The sequence below is a fragment of the Xanthomonas sp. WHRI 7945 genome, assembly GCF_035026585.1.
On the sequence record NZ_JAYIQP010000017.1, the window covers coordinates 44874 to 60591 of the forward strand.

The 15718-nt window shown below is 70.9% G+C and carries 14 protein-coding genes and 1 riboswitch; of the genes, 3 read left to right on the plus strand and 11 right to left on the minus strand.

The window, feature by feature from the left end; genetic code table 11:
- Nucleotides 1–91 precede the first annotated feature (91 nt).
- From ribB to VDQ83_RS14420, 8 genes are all read right to left on the minus strand, one after another.
- Complete coding sequence (gene ribB / locus VDQ83_RS14385; RefSeq protein ID WP_455435484.1) at nt 92–1228, minus strand: 3,4-dihydroxy-2-butanone-4-phosphate synthase; 1137 nt, start codon at nt 1226–1228, stop codon at nt 92–94.
- A 115-nt stretch (nt 1229–1343) separates the two neighbouring features.
- Entirely contained in the window at nt 1344–1943 is a 600-nt protein-coding gene (locus VDQ83_RS14390) for a riboflavin synthase (protein WP_263397251.1), read from the minus strand.
- Nucleotides 1944–2021: 78 nt separating this feature from the next.
- Nucleotides 2022–2196: riboswitch (FMN riboswitch) on the minus strand.
- 153 nt (nt 2197–2349) lie between these two features.
- Nucleotides 2350–3468, minus strand: coding sequence for a bifunctional diaminohydroxyphosphoribosylaminopyrimidine deaminase/5-amino-6-(5-phosphoribosylamino)uracil reductase RibD (ribD, locus tag VDQ83_RS14395; protein WP_455435460.1), 1119 nt, complete (start codon nt 3466–3468; stop codon nt 2350–2352).
- The gene (locus VDQ83_RS14400) at nt 3465–3950 is read right to left on the minus strand and encodes a GNAT family N-acetyltransferase (RefSeq protein ID WP_309917062.1); all 486 of its coding nucleotides are present in this window, start codon (nt 3948–3950) and stop codon (nt 3465–3467) included. The genes ribD and VDQ83_RS14400 overlap by 4 nt, the downstream gene beginning before the upstream one ends.
- Nucleotides 3947–4477: a transcriptional regulator NrdR gene (nrdR, locus tag VDQ83_RS14405; protein ID WP_263397249.1), complete on the minus strand. Its 531-nt coding sequence runs from the start codon at nt 4475–4477 to the stop codon at nt 3947–3949. Before nrdR ends, VDQ83_RS14400 begins: the two co-directional genes overlap by 4 nt.
- A 105-nt stretch (nt 4478–4582) precedes the next feature.
- A complete protein-coding gene (gene glyA, locus VDQ83_RS14410) occupies nt 4583–5836 on the minus strand; it encodes a serine hydroxymethyltransferase (protein ID WP_263397248.1) in 1254 nt (417 codons plus the stop codon).
- A gap of 123 nt (nt 5837–5959) precedes the next feature.
- Complete coding sequence (locus VDQ83_RS14415; RefSeq protein WP_263397247.1) at nt 5960–6427, minus strand: RcnB family protein; 468 nt, start codon at nt 6425–6427, stop codon at nt 5960–5962.
- A gap of 238 nt (nt 6428–6665) precedes the next feature.
- Nucleotides 6666–7616, minus strand: coding sequence for a helix-turn-helix transcriptional regulator (locus VDQ83_RS14420; RefSeq protein ID WP_455435461.1), 951 nt, complete (start codon nt 7614–7616; stop codon nt 6666–6668).
- A gap of 110 nt (nt 7617–7726) precedes the next feature.
- Here VDQ83_RS14420 and VDQ83_RS14425 point away from each other — a divergent pair, with 110 nt between their 5' ends.
- From VDQ83_RS14425 to VDQ83_RS14435, 3 genes are all read left to right on the plus strand, one after another.
- Nucleotides 7727–9226: an MFS transporter gene (locus tag VDQ83_RS14425; protein WP_455435462.1), complete on the plus strand. Its 1500-nt coding sequence runs from the start codon at nt 7727–7729 to the stop codon at nt 9224–9226.
- Between the two features lie 138 nt (nt 9227–9364).
- Nucleotides 9365–11026, plus strand: a complete 1662-nt coding sequence (gene ettA / locus VDQ83_RS14430) for an energy-dependent translational throttle protein EttA (protein ID WP_263397244.1) — start codon at nt 9365–9367, stop codon at nt 11024–11026.
- A gap of 331 nt (nt 11027–11357) precedes the next feature.
- Nucleotides 11358–12374, plus strand: a complete 1017-nt coding sequence (locus VDQ83_RS14435; protein WP_455435463.1) for a DUF4434 domain-containing protein — start codon at nt 11358–11360, stop codon at nt 12372–12374.
- Between the two features lie 37 nt (nt 12375–12411).
- On the opposite strand, the gene VDQ83_RS14440 is transcribed toward VDQ83_RS14435, so the two are convergent.
- The 3 genes from VDQ83_RS14440 to VDQ83_RS14450 are packed head-to-tail and all read right to left on the minus strand — an operon-like array spanning nt 12412 to nt 15706.
- Complete coding sequence (locus tag VDQ83_RS14440; RefSeq protein ID WP_455435464.1) at nt 12412–13545, minus strand: acyl-CoA dehydrogenase family protein; 1134 nt, start codon at nt 13543–13545, stop codon at nt 12412–12414.
- A gap of 2 nt (nt 13546–13547) precedes the next feature.
- Entirely contained in the window at nt 13548–14234 is a 687-nt protein-coding gene (locus VDQ83_RS14445; RefSeq protein WP_455435465.1) for an alginate O-acetyltransferase AlgF, read from the minus strand.
- Nucleotides 14231–15706, minus strand: a complete 1476-nt coding sequence (locus tag VDQ83_RS14450; RefSeq protein ID WP_455435466.1) for an AMP-binding protein — start codon at nt 15704–15706, stop codon at nt 14231–14233. The genes VDQ83_RS14445 and VDQ83_RS14450 overlap by 4 nt, the downstream gene beginning before the upstream one ends.
- Nucleotides 15707–15718 lie beyond the last annotated feature (12 nt).

Consider the following 15718-nt stretch of genomic DNA (forward strand, 5'->3'; position numbering starts at 1 on the left):
GAGTTTAGCAGGCGGCCTGCCCGGGACTCGGGACTCGGGACTCGGGACTCGGAAGAGCTTAGAGCACGGCGCGCGCTTGCCAGCGGAGGAATCAGCCCTTTCCGGGACCCGAGTCCCGGGTCCCGAGTCCCGATCCCACCTCCACATGCTCCACCACCTCCAGCCCGAACCCGGCCAGGCCGACCTGGCGGCGCGGTGTGCCCAGCACGCGCAGCTTGCCCAGGCCCAGGTCGGCCAGGATCTGGCTGCCGGCGCCGTTGCGCCGCCACTGCCCCACGTCCTTGCTGTTGGCGACCACGTCGGGCTGCTTGCGCAACCGCGCCAGCAGCGCCTGGCTGTCGCGCGGCGCCGACAGCACCACCATCACCCCGCTGCCGGCGTCGGCGATCGCGCGCAGCGCGTCGCTGGCGGCCACGCCGAAATCGTCGCGGCGCCAGTGCAGCAGGTCGGCCAGCGGGTTCTCCACCTGCACCCGCACCAGGGTCGGCGTGTCCGCGTCCGGGGTGCCGCGGACCAGCGCGAAATGCAGGTCGTGGGCGATGCGGTCGCGGTAGGTGACCAGGGTGAAGCCGCCGAACTCGGTCTCGATGGCGCGCTCGTCGATGCGCTCGACGGTGTGCTCGGTGGCCAGGCGGTAGGCGATCAGGTCGGCGATCGAGCCCATCTTCAGCCCGTGCAGGCGCGCGAATTCCTCCAGCTGCGGGCGCCGCGCCATGCTGCCGTCGGGATTGAGCACCTCCACCAGCACCCCGGCCGGCTCCAGCCCGGCCAGCAGCGGCAGGTCGCCGGCGGCCTCGGTGTGGCCGGCGCGGGTCAGCACGCCGCCGGGCTGGGCGATCAGCGGGAAGATGTGGCCGGGCTGGCTCAGGTCGTGCGGCTTGGCGTCGGGTTTGACCGCGGTGCGCACGGTATGCGCGCGGTCGTAGGCGGAGATGCCGGTGGTGACGCCCTCGGCCGCTTCGATGCTGACGGTGAAGTTGGTGTGGAACTGCGCGGTGTTGTGCTGGACCATCGGCGCCAGCCCGAGCTGCGCGCAGCGCTCGCGGGTCAGCGACAGGCACACCAGGCCGCGCGCATGGGTGACCATGAAATTGATGTCGGACGGCTTGACCAGTTCGGCAGCCATGATCAGGTCGCCCTCGTTCTCGCGGTCCTCGTCGTCGACGATGACCACCATGCGGCCGGCGCGGATCTCTTCCAGCAGCTCGGGGACGGGGGCGAAGTTCAGGCTGGGGGCAGTGGACGGTGACATGGGGACTCGCAGGATTCGCAGGAGGTGGCGCCGCGGCGCCGGCAGCGCGGGCTGCGGCGACACGGCCATCGGGAGCAAGGACGGGGTGGCGTCAGCCGTCGCGGCCTTGCAGCAGGCGTTCGACGTAGCGCGCGACCAGGTCGATTTCAAGATTCACCGCGGCGCCCACCGCGGTCTGCGCGAACGCGGTGTTGGCCACCGTGTGCGGAATCAGCGCGACCTCGAACCCGGCGGCGTCCACCTCGTTGACGGTCAGGCTGACCCCGTCCACGCAGATCGAACCCTTCTTGGCGATGTAGCGCAGCAGCGCCGGCGGCGCGGCGAAGCGCCAGCGTTGCGCGCGCGCGTCCTCGTGGATCGACAGCACGCTGCCAAGGCCGTCGACATGGCCGCTGACCAGATGCCCGCCGAGCCGGTCGGTCGGGCGCATCGCCCGCTCCAGGTTCAGCGCCGCGCCCTCGGCGAGCGCGCCGAGCGTGGTCAGCGACAGGGTCTCGGTGGACGCATCGGCCTGGAACGACGCCGCGTCGAAGGCGACCACGGTCAGGCACACGCCGTTGACCGCGATGCTCTCGCCGAGCTGCACGTCGGCGAACGGCAGGCTGCCGGTGGAGAAGGTGAAGCGGATGTCGCCGCCCTGCGGCTGGCGCGCGGCCAAGCGGCCGACGCCTTCGATGATTCCGGTGAACATAAACGTTTCTCGCAAGGATGGTGAGCGAAAAACGCCACAAGGCAAACAGGCTCGCGCACAGCCGCGAGGCTGCGCGAAGGCCGTCTTCTTTCATCCGGACTATACCGTCGGCTCCGGCATCGGACCGGATCTGCTGACCTTGCGCAGCGGCACCCGCACTGCGTGCCGGTTGCCTCTGCCCAAGCGCTCGCGGGCTCGTGCGCTTAACGCACCTACCGCCGGTGGGGAATCGCACCCCGCCCTGAAGACGTTTGTGGTGCCGGCGAACCGGCGTGCGCATTCTAGCAGGGCGCGGCTTGGCACCCGCTGCGACGGGATGGGCCACCGATGGGACGTAGCGTCGCGGCGAAGGCGGCAACCGTGCGCCGTGGCGACAGCACACCGGCGCAGCAGATGCCGGTCGCGGTTACCCGGCGTCCGCCGCCGCCGGACGCAGCAACAGGCGCAGGTCGTCGCCGACCTGGCGCGTCTCCAGCAAGCGCAGCGGCACGCGCTGCGCCATCGTGTCGATGCCCAGGCCGGCCAGCAGCGGGCGCGCGGCGTCGCCGAGCAGCAGCGGCGCCAGGTACAGCAGCACTTCGTCGACCAGGCCGGCGCGCAGCAGCGCCCCGCCCAGGGTCGCACCGGCTTCGACCTGGACTTCGTTGACGCCGCGCTCGGCGAGCAGGCGCAGCACCGCGGCCAGATCGAGGCGCCCGGACTGCATCGCGACAGCGGCGAACTCGGCACCCGGCAGCGGCGGCGGCGCCAGTCCCGGCGCGTGCAGGTACAGCGTCGGCGCGGCGCCATCGCGCACCTTGGCCCGCTGCAGCGCGCGCAGCTGCGCATCCAGCACCACGCGCAGCGGCGGCACCACGTCGGTACCGTCGTCCAGGCGCACCGTCAGCGACGGATCGTCGGCCAGCACGGTGCCGGCACCGGTCAGGATCGCCCCGGCGCGCGCGCGCCAGCGCTGCACGTCGTGGCGCGCGGCCGCGCCGGTGATCCACTTCGATTCGCCGCTGGCCAGCGCGGTGCGCCCGTCCAGGCTGGCGCCGAGCTTGACCCGCAGCCACGGCCGGCCGCGTTCCACCCGCGATAGGAAGCCGCGATTCAGCGCGCGCGCCTGCGCATCCATCAGCCCGAAACGAACCTCGATGCCCGCCTCGCGCAGCAGCGCGAAGCCGCCGCCGTTGACCTGCGGAAACGGGTCGGCCATCGCCGCTACCACGCGGGTCACCCCGGCCTCGATCAACGCCAGCGCGCACGGCGGCGTGCGCCCGAAATGCGCGCACGGCTCCAGGGTCACGTAGGCGGTGGCGCCGCGCGCACGCGCGCCGGCGTCGCGCAGCGCGAACACCTCCGCGTGCGGGCCGCCGGCACGTTGGTGGAAGCCCTCGCCGACCACCTCGCCGTCGCGCACGAGCACGCAGCCCACCATCGGGTTGGGCCGCGTGGTGTAGGCGCCGCGCTCGGCCAGGCGCAGCGCCTGCGCCATGTGCCGATGATCGTCGGCGGAAAACCCGCCCATCTCGCTGGCGTTCATGCCGCCAGCGCGCCGGCGTCGATGCGCATCACCGTCACCTGCAGCGGCCCCAGCGGCAGCTGCACATGCGGCTCCCAGCCCAGGCGCTGGTAGAACGGCACCAGATGCGGCTGGCAATACAGATAAAGGTGACCCACTCGCAGCCGCGCCGCAGCCTGCACGCAATGCGCGACCAGCTGCGCGCCGAGCCCGCCGCCGCGCGCCTGCGGGCGCACGTACAGCGTCGCCAGCCATGGCGAGAACTGGCGGATGCGCGCGTCGTCGTTCTGCAGCAGGCTGACCGAACCGAGCCAGTCGTCGCCGTCGAGCGCGATCCAGGTGGTCGGGATGCGGCTGTCGCAGCGGTGGCTGCGCAGGTCGGCTTCGGCCTCGTCCAGCGCCCATTCCGGCAGCAGCGGGCCGAACGCCTGCAGGTGTTCGCTGGCCAGCGCCGGGATGTGCTGCGGCGCCTCGGCCAGGCAGACGATGCGCATGCCGGTCAGCGCTTGCCGGACTTGTCGCCCGGCTTGTCGACGCGGACCAGGTCCAGCAGCGGCAACTGCTCGCTACCTACCGGCAACTCACGTTCGAGCTTCTCGATCTCCTCGCGGAAATCGGCCACGTCCTGGAAGCTGCGGTACACCGAGGCGAAGCGCACGTAGCCGACATGGTCGAGCTTGCGCAGCTCGGCCATCACGTATTCGCCGACCCGGATCGACGGCAGCTCGCGCTCGCCGGACATGCGCAACTGGTGCACCACCGCGCGCACCGCCGCCTCGATCTGCTCCTCGGCCACCGGCCGCTTCTGCAGCGCGCGGTCGAAGCTGGTGCGCAGCTTGCGCGCATCGAAGGCCTCGCGGCCGCCGTCGCTCTTGATCACCGTCGGCAGCTTCAGCTCGATCGTCTCCAGCGTACTGAAGCGCTCGCCGCACGCCTCGCACTCGCGGCGCCGGCGGATCGTCGCGCCGTCCTCGGACACGCGCGAATCGATCACGCGGGTGTCGGTGTGCTGGCAGAAGGGGCAGTGCATCAGAAGGCCGGGATTGGGGAGTGGGGATTCGGGATTCGCAAACGCAGAGAGCGGCGGGCATGGCCGTTCGCCAATCCCGAATCCCCCCTCCCGAATCCCGGCTTCTCAGCCATACACCGGATACTTCCTGCACTGCGCGGTCACCGCCTCGCGCACGCGGGCGATGACCGCGGCGTCGGCCGGGGCGTCGAGCACGTCGGCGATCCAGTTGGCCAGGTCGATGCTGTCCTGCTCCAGGTAGCCGCGGGTGGTGATGGCCGGGGTGCCCAGGCGCAGGCCCGAGGTCACGAACGGCGAGCGCGGGTCGTTGGGCACCGAGTTCTTGTTGACGGTGATGTGGGCCTTGCCCAGCGCGGCTTCCGCGTCCTTGCCGGACACGTCCTTGCCGATCATGTCCACCAGCATCAGGTGGTTCTCGGTGCCGCCGGAGACGATCTTGTAGCCGCGCGCGATCAGGGTCTTGGCCATCGCCTGCGCGTTCTTCACCACCTGCTGCTGGTAGTCCTTGAATTCCGGCTCCAGCGCTTCCTTGAACGCCACCGCCTTGGCCGCGATCACGTGCATCAGCGGGCCGCCCTGGATGCCCGGGAACACGATCGACTGCAGCTTCTTGACCAGTTCCTCGCTCGCGCCCTTGGCCAGGATGATGCCGCCGCGCGGGCCGCGCAGGGTCTTGTGGGTGGTCGAGGTGACCACGTGCGCGTGGTCCATCGGGCTCGGATACACGCCGGCGGCGACCAGGCCGGCCACGTGCGCCATGTCCACGAACAGCACCGCGCCGACCTGGTCGGCGATGGCGCGGAAGCGCGCCCAGTCGATCTTCTGCGAATACGCGGAGAAGCCGGCCACGACCATCTTCGGTTTGTGCTCCAGCGCCAGCCGCTCGACTTCGTCGTAGTCGATCAGGCCCTGCTCGTTCACCCCGTACTGCACCGCGTTGAACAGCTTGCCGGAGGCGTTGACCTTGGCGCCGTGGGTCAGATGGCCGCCGTGGGCCAGCGACATGCCCAGGATGGTGTCGCCCGGCTGCAGCAGCGCGAAGTACACCGCCTGGTTGGCCTGCGAGCCGCTGTGCGGCTGCACGTTGGCGTAGTCCGCGCCGAACAGCTGCTTGACCCGGTCGATCGCCAGCTGCTCGGCGATGTCGACGAATTCGCAGCCGCCGTAGTAGCGCTTGCCCGGATAGCCCTCGGCGTACTTGTTGGTCAGCTGGCTGCCCTGGGCTTCCATCACCCGCGGGCTGCAGTAGTTCTCGCTGGCGATCAGCTCGACATGGTCTTCCTGGCGGCCGGCTTCGGCGGCGATGGCCTGGGCCAGTTCGGGATCGTAGGTTTCGATGCGGGCGTCGCGCGGGAACATCGGGTCTCCAGGGGCATGGACAAAAGGCAGACCGCTAGTTTAAGCCCCGCGCAGGGCCGGCGGCGAACCAAAACGACGACGGCCTCCCGCAGGAGGCCGTCGTGGCGTGCCCTGTGGCCCGGATCAACGGCCGTTGAGCACCAGGTCGGCGATGATGCCGCTGGCGATGGCGACCATCAGCAGGTTGCCGCGGTCGTCGCGGACCCAGCGGTAGCCGTACGGCGGACGCCGCACCTGGTAGCGGTCGTAGTCGTAGACCACGTAGTTGGGACCGTAGTAGCGCTGGCCGCGCGCCCACGGCGGCGGGCCGGGATGGCGGTAGTAGACGACGTCAGGACGGCGCCGGTAGCCGTCGCGGTAGCCCTGGCTGTAGTAGCGGCGGTCGTCGTGGCGTTCGCGTTCGCGCCAGCGGCGGTCGCGGTCGCGATCCCGGTCGTGCCAGTCGCGATCGCGGCCGCGGTCGTTGTCGTTCCAGCCGTGACGGTCGCGGTCGCGATCGCCCCAACCGTCGCGGGCGAAGGCCGGCGGCGCCATGAAACCCAGCGCCAGCAGGGACGAAAGGGCAAGGGTGGCAATGCGTGTGGTGTTCATGGCTGCTCCGTCACTTTTGGTGTCACGACTGCATTAATGCGCCCGGCGTCTGAACCGCTTCCTGCTGGAACCGGTTACGCATTCAGCTTGCTGGAAACGAGTAAGCGACCGTTACTTTTCGACCTGTTTTTCCTTTGTATGTCCGCGTGGGCCACGTCGGCATTGCGGCGGCCTCTGCGGTCACGTTGCCCTCCTGCTCCGCGCCGCCAACCCGCGCATGCGCGCCAGACACCCACGCTCAGTGGCGGTGCGCTTCGCCACTGCCCGCTGCGGCGACGCCGGCCGGCTGCGCATGCAGCTGCAGCAGCGCCGTCCGCGCCGCTTCGTCGGCAGGCAGGTAGACCACCAGCCGGTTGCCGTTGCGCGGCGCCGACCACCAGTTGACCTGCTGCAGCTGCAGCTCGCCGACCTGCGGATGGTGGAAGCGCTTGAGCTGGTTTTCCACGCCGCGCACCTCGCGCCGTTGCCGCCACAGCGCGTCGAACTCGGACGACGCGTCGCGATACCGCGCCAGCAGGCGCTCCCATGCCGGTTCGCCCAGGTGTTCGCCCATGGCCGCGCGCAACAGCGCCACCATCTGCTGCAGGACGTTGTCCCGGTCGACCAGGCGCGCGCGCCAGCACGGGTTGGTGAACGCCTGGTAGACGCAGTTGCGATCGGTTTCGGGCAGGTCCGCCAGGGTCACTCCCATCAGACGCTCGAAGGCGAGGTTGGCGCCCAGGATGTCGAAGCGCGGACTCTGCAGCATCGCCGGCCAGGGACCGAGCTGATCGAGCAGCATGCGCCCGGTATCGGTCAGCCGCTCGCACGGCGGCTGCAGCCGCTGCACCGCATCGCCCAGGCCGGCCAGCGCCAGCACGTGGCCGGTTTCCACATCCGAGCACTGCAGGGCGCCGGCGATGGCGGTCAGCACGCGCGCGGAGGCGCGCACCGGCCGGCCCTGTTCGAGCCAGGTGTACCAGGTGACGCCGACGTCGGCGAGCGCGGCCACCTCCTCGCGGCGCAGGCCCGGCGTGCGGCGCCTGCCGGCACGCGGCAGGCCCAGCCGCGCCGGATCCAGGCTCTCGCGGCGCGCGCGCAGGAAGGCGCCGAGCGCACGGGCGCGTTCGACGGCCAGCGCCGGGCCGTGCGTGGCGACGGCGGCGCTGCCCGCCGCAGCGCTGGTGGAGGACAGCCGGTCATTGAGCATTCTTGTTCTCCGTCCTGGTCCACGCATCGAACCGAGTCACAGGCAGGAAGCGCCAGTACCAGGATAAATAACTACTTGTACCAGTTTAGAGGGTTCGCATACTGCGCGCCATGACCACCTCCTGCCCCTCCCCCGCCGTGCCCACGCCCGTCGATCGCCGCGACCGGCACCCGCCGCGGTGCGCCCACCCCGACGCCGCGGCGCCGACCCTGGGCGCACGCGGGCTGGCGATCCTGCTGATCGGCCAGATGCTGCCGCTGATCGACTTTTCCATCATCAACGTCGCCCTCGGCTCCATCGCCCACACGCTGCACGCCTCGGCGATGGCGCTGGAGCTGATCGTGGCGGTGTACGGCGTGGCCTTCGCGGTGGGCCTGGCCGCGGGCGGGCGGCTGGGCGACAACTTGGGCCGGCGCCGGGTGTTCGCCGCCGGGGTGCTGCTGTTCGGCTTGGCCTCGTTGCTGTGCGGGGCGGCCGGATCGGTGGCGGCGCTGCTGGCCGGGCGCGTGCTGCAGGGCCTGGGCGCGGCGCTGGCGGTGCCGCAGATCCTCGCCACCATCCACGTCAGCCTGCGCGGCGAGGCGCATGCGCGTGCGCTGGCGCTGTACGGCTCGTTGGGCGGGATCGCGTTCGTCATCGGCCAGGTGCTGGGCGGCACCCTGGTCAGCGCCGACATCGCCGGTTCCGGTTGGCGCGCGATCTTCCTGATCAACCTGCCGTTCTGCGTGCTGGCGCTGGCGGGCCTGCGCTCGGTGCCGGAGACCCGCGCCGCGCGGCGGACGCCGCCGGACCTGGCCGGCGCCGGCCTGCTGGGGCTGTTCCTGGCCTGCCTGCTGCTGCCGCTGGCGCTCGGCCCCACGCTGCACTGGTCCGCGCCGTGCCTGGCGGTGCTGGCCGCGACGCTGCCGTTGCTGGTGGCGCTGGCCCGTACCGAGGCATGGCAGGAACGCCGCGGCCGCCAGCCGCTGTTGCCGCCGGCGCTGCTGCGCCTGCCCAGCGTGCGCTTCGCGCTGCTGCTGGGCGCGCTGTTCTTCGCCTGCTGGAGCGGCTTCATGTTCGTGCTCGCGCTGACCTTGCAGGCCGGCGCGGGACTGTCACCGCTGCAGTCGGGCAATGCCTTCATCGTGCTCGGCGCGGCGTATTTCTGCTCGGCATTGGTCAGCGCGCGTGCGGTGGCCCGGTTCGGGCTGCTGCCCACGCTGCTGCTGGGCTGCACGGTGCAGATGCTGGGCCTGCTGGCGCTGGCCTGGACGCTGCACGCGGCCTGGCCGCATCCCGGCTGGCGCGACCTGGCGGCGCCGACGGCGCTGATCGGGGCCGGCCAGGCGTGGATCGTGGCCTGCTTCTACCGCATCGGCCTGTCGCAGGTGCCGACCGAGCATGCCGGCGCCGGCAGCGCCATGCTCTCCACCATCCTGCAAGCCGCGATGGGCCTGGGGCCGGCGGCGCTGGGCGCGGTCTACGCGCATGCGCACGGCGGCGGCAGCCTGGCGGCGATGCAGGCGGCGCTGGCCAGCGAGTGGCTGGCGATGCTGCTGCTGGTGGCGTGCACGCTGCGCTACCGGCAGCGCCAGCGCCGCGCCGGCCAGGCGCCGACGGCGCGCCCCTAGCCCCGGCATCGCCGCGTCCGCACGCGGCGCGTGCATGCCGGCACGGACGTGCCAACGCCGGTGCCGCTATAATCGCGGGTATCCATTTCGTCGCCTTCCGGCTCCGGCCGGCGGGCGTCCTGCGCCTACGGAGACCCCATGTCGCAATACATCTACACCATGAACGGCGTCAGCAAGACGGTGCCGCCGAAGCGCCAGATCATCAAGGACATCTCGCTGTCGTTCTTCCCCGGCGCCAAGATCGGCCTGCTCGGCCTCAACGGCGCGGGCAAGTCGACGGTGCTGAAGATCATGGCCGGCGTGGACACCGACTTCAGCGGCGAAGCGCGCCCGCAGCCGGGCATCAAGGTCGGCTACCTGGCGCAGGAGCCGGAGCTGGACCCGACCAAGACCGTGCGCGAAGCGGTCGAGGAAGGCGTCGGCGAAGTGCTGCAGGCGCAGGCCGCGCTGGACAAGATCTACGAGGCCTATGCCGAGGAAGGCGCCGACTTCGACAAGCTCGCCGCCGAGCAGCAGCGGCTGGAGGCGATCCTCGCCGCCGGCGATGCGCACATGGTCGAGCAGCAGTTGGAGATCGCCGCCGATGCGCTGCGCCTGCCGCCGTGGGACGCGGTGATCGGCCCGCTGTCGGGCGGCGAGAAGCGCCGCGTGGCGCTGTGCCGGCTGCTGCTGCAGAAGCCGGACATGCTGCTGCTCGACGAACCGACCAACCACCTCGACGCCGAGTCGGTGGAATGGCTGGAGCAGTTCCTGGCGCGCTACACCGGCACCGTGGTGGCGGTGACCCACGATCGCTACTTCCTGGACAACGCCGCCGAGTGGATCCTGGAACTGGACCGCGGCCGCGGCATCCCGTGGAAGGGCAACTACACCGACTGGCTGATGCAGAAGGAAGAGCGCCTGAAGCAGGAAGACAACCAGGAGAAGTCGCGGCAGAAGGCGATCCAGAAGGAGCTGGAATGGTCGCGGCAGAACGCCAAGGGCGGCCGCACCAAGGGCAAGGCGCGTCTGGCGCGGCTGGAAGAACTGCAGTCGGTCGACTACCAGCGCCGCAACGAGACCAACGAGATCTTCATTCCGCCGGGCGAGCGCCTGGGCAATGCGGTGCTCGAGTTCAAGCACGTCACCAAGAAGTTCGGCGACCGCCTGCTGATCGACGATCTCAGCTTCCTGGTGCCGTCCGGCGCCATCGTCGGCATCATCGGCCCCAACGGCGCCGGCAAGTCGACGCTGTTCAAGATGATCATCGGCAAGGAGAAGCCGGACTCCGGCGAGATCGTGCTCGGGCCGACGGTGAAGCTGGCCTACGTGGACCAGAGCCGCGACAAGCTGGAAGGCAACCACAACGTGTTCCAGGAAGTCTCCGGCGGCCTGGACATCCTCAACATCAACGGCGTGGAAATCCAGTCGCGCGCCTACCTGGGCCGCTTCAACTTCAAGGGCCAGGACCAGCAGAAGCTGGTCGGCAGCCTCTCCGGCGGCGAACGCGGGCGCCTGCACATGGCCAAGACCCTGCTGCAGGGCGGCAACGTGCTGCTGCTCGACGAACCGTCCAACGATCTGGATATCGAGACGCTGCGCGCGCTGGAAGACGCGCTGCTGGAGTTCCCGGGCAACACCTTCGTGATCTCGCATGACCGCTGGTTCCTGGACCGCATCGCGACCCACATCCTGGCGTTCGAAGGCGACTCGCACGTGGAGTTCTTCCAGGGCAACTACCGCGAGTACGAGATCGACAAGCGCCGCCGCATGGGCGACGACGCCGGTCCGAAGCGGCTGCGCTTCAAGGCGCTGAAGTAAGCCTGCAGGCAAGCGTTCCCGCGAACGGCCGCGCCCTGCGCGGCCGTTCGCGTTTCGGCGTTGCGTCGCCACGCCGCCGTCCTCGCAGCGATGGTGCACGCCAGCGAGCATGCGCACGCGGCGCGGCACCGACAGCGCAGACATCCCTCCCCGAATGCGCTGCAGCGGCACCATGCCCAGCCACGCAGCATGGCGCGTCCGTGCGCGCCGAACCGCTGGCCACCGGCCGCATCGGCAGCATGACTGGCAGCCGGCCCGTACGCGCCGCGCCACGCGATCTTTCTGGGCGATGGTGTAGAAACATGCCTGGACCTCGCCGCTCGCGGAAGCAATGAACAACGCTCGCCCTGGATCCCGCCCCTTCCCGCTCAGTCGCCGCGACCTGCTGCGGCTGGCCGTGCTCGCGCCTGCCGCGTTCGGCGCGAGCATGCTGCCTGGCTGCGCCAACCCGCCGCGGTTCGACGGCGGTTTCATCCAGCCCTGGCGCAGCCACCTGGAAATGAGCGCGCAGGACTGGCAGCAGCACATGGCGCTGGCCCAGCGCATGGGCTGCCGTCAGGTCGTGGTGCAGTGGGCGGGGCTGTACGGCAGCGGCGGCGATGCCGACTGGGACGTGCCGGACAGCACGATGCAGTTGATCTTCTCCACCGCCGCTGCGGCGGGCCTGCGGGTGCGCGTCGGCCTGCCCTACCACAGCGGCTGGTGGAAGGCGCTGCAGGCGCCGGACCTGGCCGCGCTGGACGCATTCCTGGCGCTGACCCTGGACAACGCCCGTGCCTACCTGCTGCGCGCGCCGTGGGCCGCGCAGGGCAACTTCGACGGCTGGTACCTGCCCTACGAACTGGAGCAGTTCCACTGGGCACAGGACGAGCGCCAGCAGCGCCTGTGCGCCTGGCTCGCCGCGCTGTGCGCTGCGGCCAGCGCCGGCACCGCGCAGCCGACCGCGATCTCCACCTATTTCAGCCGGCTGCAGACCGACGGCTCGCTGGCGCAGCTGTGGCCCCGCATCCTCGACCAGGTGCCGCTGCGGCCGATGGTGCAGGACGGGGTCGGCGTGGCCGGGCTGGACAACCTGCACGGCGTGGATCCGCTGCTGACGCTGCTGCGCGCGCGCCAGGTCGCCTTCGACGTGGTGGTCGAACTGTTCGAGCAATTGCCGAGCTCGGCCGCCGACGGCAGCAACTTCCAGGCGCAGACCGCCGATGCCGCGCGCATCCGCAAGCAGCTGGCATGGGCGCATGGCAGCGGTGCCGCCGGCATCTTCGCCTTCGCGCTGGATCCGTGGCTGTCGCAGGACACGCCGCGCGCGCAGGCGCTGCGCCGGCAGTGGCGCGCCGGGCGCCAGTAGCGCCGGTGCGCGCGCTCGGCAGAAGCCGTGACGCTTGTTACAGCGCGCGGCCGATGATCTCGCGCAGGATCTCGCTGGTGCCGCCGAAGATGCGCAACGCGCGCGCGTCGGCCCAGGCGCGGCCGATGCCGTACTCGCTGCTGTAGCCATAGCCGCCGTGCAGCTGCAGCAGCGCGTCCAGCACCTGGCCCTGGATCTCGGTGGCGTTGAGCTTGGCCATCGCCGCGGTGGTGGCCTGCAGCCGGCCCTGCAGCTGCGCGTCCAGGCACTGGTCGAGGAAGCTGCGCAGCATCGCCAGCCGCGACGCCGCATCGGCGAGCACGAAGCGGGTGTTCTGGTGGTCGATCAGGTGGCGGCCGAACGCCTTGCGCTGGCGCACGTAGGCGATGGTCTCGGCGAGCATGCCTTCGGCCGAGGCGGCCGCGCGCAGCGCGATCGCCAGGCGTTCGGCGGCCAGCTGTTCGCCGAGGTAGTCGAAGCCGCGCTGCTCCTCGCCGAGCAGGTGCGAGACCGGCACCGCCACGTCCTGGAAGAACAGCTCGCTGGTGTCCTGCGCGTGCTGGCCGATCTTGGCCATCGGCGCGCCGCGGCTGATGCCGGGCAGCGCGGTATCGACGCAGAACAAGGTCAATCCGCGCGCGCCCAGCTCCGGCGCCACCGTGGCCACCACCACCGCCACGTCGGCGTTGCTGCCATTGGTGATCCAGGTCTTCTGGCCGTTGAGCAGGTAGTGATCGCCGTGCCGTTCGGCACGGGTACGGATCGCTTTGAGGTCGCTGCCGGCGCCGGGCTCGGTCATCGCGATCGCGCCGATCGCTTCGCCGCGCGCCATCTTCGGCAGCCAGGCATCGCGCACCGCGTCGCTGCCGTACTGCATCAGGTACGGCGCGGCCATGTCCGAATGGATCGAGAAGCCGATGCCGAGGAAATTGGCCCGCGCCAGTTCCTCGATCACGCAGGCGGCATGCCCGTAGTCGCCGCCCAGGCCGTAGGGTTCGGGCAGCTGACAGTTGAGCAGGCCGGCGGCGCCGGCCGCGCGCCACAGCGAACGCGGCGTGATGCCGTCGCGTTCCCATTGCGCGTAGTGCGGGGCGATCTGTGCGTCGATGAAACGCCGCACCTGTTCGCGGAACAGGGCGTGGTCTTCGCGGAAGACGGCGCGCTCGATCACGCTCAGCGGCCCACCGGATCGGTGCCGCTGAGCTGGCCCTGCAGCACCGGCGCGGCGGCGCTGCCGCTCAGGAACAGGCTGTAGTGGTCGCCGGGCTGCAACGGCGGCAGCGCCAACGGCGCGCTGTCCTTGCCGCCGCACGCGGCGACCAGGCGCGCCTGGACCGGGTTGATCGCGCGCGCGTTGCTGGCGCCCGCGGCGACCGCCGGGAACACCACCGGGCCGTTGTCGGCCATCGCCAGCCGCGCCTGGCTGCAGCCGCTGGCCAGGTTGTAGAAACGGATCTCGGCCTTGAGCGCATCGCTGCTGCCGCCGCCGTCGGCCAGTACCGCCAGCGGCCGCGCCGGCGCGGCCGGGTCCAGCACCAGCGTGGTGAAGCTGCCGGCGGCGACCTGCGCCTGCTGGCGCGCCTTGCCGGCCACGCGTACCGCGAACGGCTTGCCGCCTTCGACGATGGCGTAACGGGTGGCGCGGACGGCCGGGCCGATGCGCTGCTCGGCACCGTTGCCGACGCCGACCGCGAGCGCGGCGCTGCCCGGGTTGAGCACGCGCACGAACGCCGAACCGGCCGGCGGGCGCGCGGCATACAGCTGCGCGAGGCGGCCTTCCGATGCGCCCTGCTGGGCGCTGGCGGCCAGCGGCGAGAGGGCCAGCACCGCGCCGGCAAGCAGGGTCATGATCGGTTTCATCGTTTGGTTTCCTGGCTGCGGAGCGTGCGCGCCAGTGCGTAGCGCTGCTCCAGTTGTTTGCGATCGACCTTGTTGGAGGCGCCGGTGGGCAACGCGTCCACGGCGATCAGTTCGGAAGGAATCATGTATGGCGGCACGCGCTGGCCGATCTGCCGCTTCCAGTCCTGCAAGGCGTCGGGCAGCGGCTGCACTGCGCCTGCGCCCGGCGCGGCCAGTTCGACGAAGCCGATCATCCGCACCAGGCTGCCGTCTGGCCGGCGCAGCACTACCGCCGCGCCGGCGACCACGCCGTCCAAGGTGGACAGCGCCGCATCCACCTCGGCCAGTTCGATGCGGTAGCCGTTGAGCTTGATCTGGTCGTCCTTGCGGCCGCGGAAATAGAGGCGGCCCTGCGCATCGATCTCGCCCAGGTCGCCGCTGCGGTAGGCGCGCTTGCCGTCGTGCTCGAACAGCACGCCCTGGTCCAGGTCCGGGCGCTCCAGATAGCCGCGCATCACGTGGTCGCCGGCCATGCAGATCTCGCCGCCGTCGATGAACACCTGCGCATACGGCTTGGCCACGCCGATCGGGAACGGGTTGGGCGCGGCCGCGCGCAGTGCGGCATCGATCTCCACCCAGGTGGTGGAACAGGTGGCTTCGGTCGGGCCATAGGAGTTGACGATACGCGCCTGCGGGAAGCGCGCCCACAACTCTTCGGCCACGCGCGGGGTCAACGATTCGGCGCCGAACACGAACACCTGCAACGCGGGCAGGTGTTCGGCGCAAAAGCGCGGGTTGAGCAGCTGCTGGCGCACGAACGAGGGCGTGGACGCCCACACCGCCACGTCGGCATCGCGCAGGTGGTCGACGAAGCGTTCGCTGTCGGCGATCACCTCGCGCGGGCACAGCACGCAGCAGCCGCCCAGGCCGAGCGCGCCGCACAGGTCGAACAGCGAGAAATCGAAACTGAACAGCATCTGGTTGAGGAACGCCGGCGCCGGCCCGAGCGCCAGGCAATCGCGGATCCAGCCGGCGAACAGGGCCACGCTGTCGCGGCCGATCTGCACGCCTTTGGGATCGCCGGTGCTGCCGGAGGTGAACATGATGTAGGCCAGGTCCGGCACCGCCAGCGCGCGCGCATCGTCGGCGCCGGCGCCGAACGTATCGGCCGCCGCGTCGTAGACCGCCGCGGCATGCACCAGCGCGGTGATGCGCTGCAGCCGCGCCGGCGGATTGATGGTGTCCACCGGCACGTAGGTCACGCCCAGCTGCAGGCAGCCGAGCATGGCCACCACGAAGGCGGACTGCTTGTGGCCGGAAATCACCAACGCATGGCCAGGCTGCACGCCGGCCTGCTGCGCGCGCGCGATCCAGTCCTGCGTGGCCTGGTACAGCCCGGCCCAGTCCAGCACGCCGGCGGCATCGCGCAACGCCGGTGCATGCGGCGCCTGCTCGCGTTCGACGAAACGGCACTGGTCGAAATCAAAGCGCATGGCGGCGGCTCC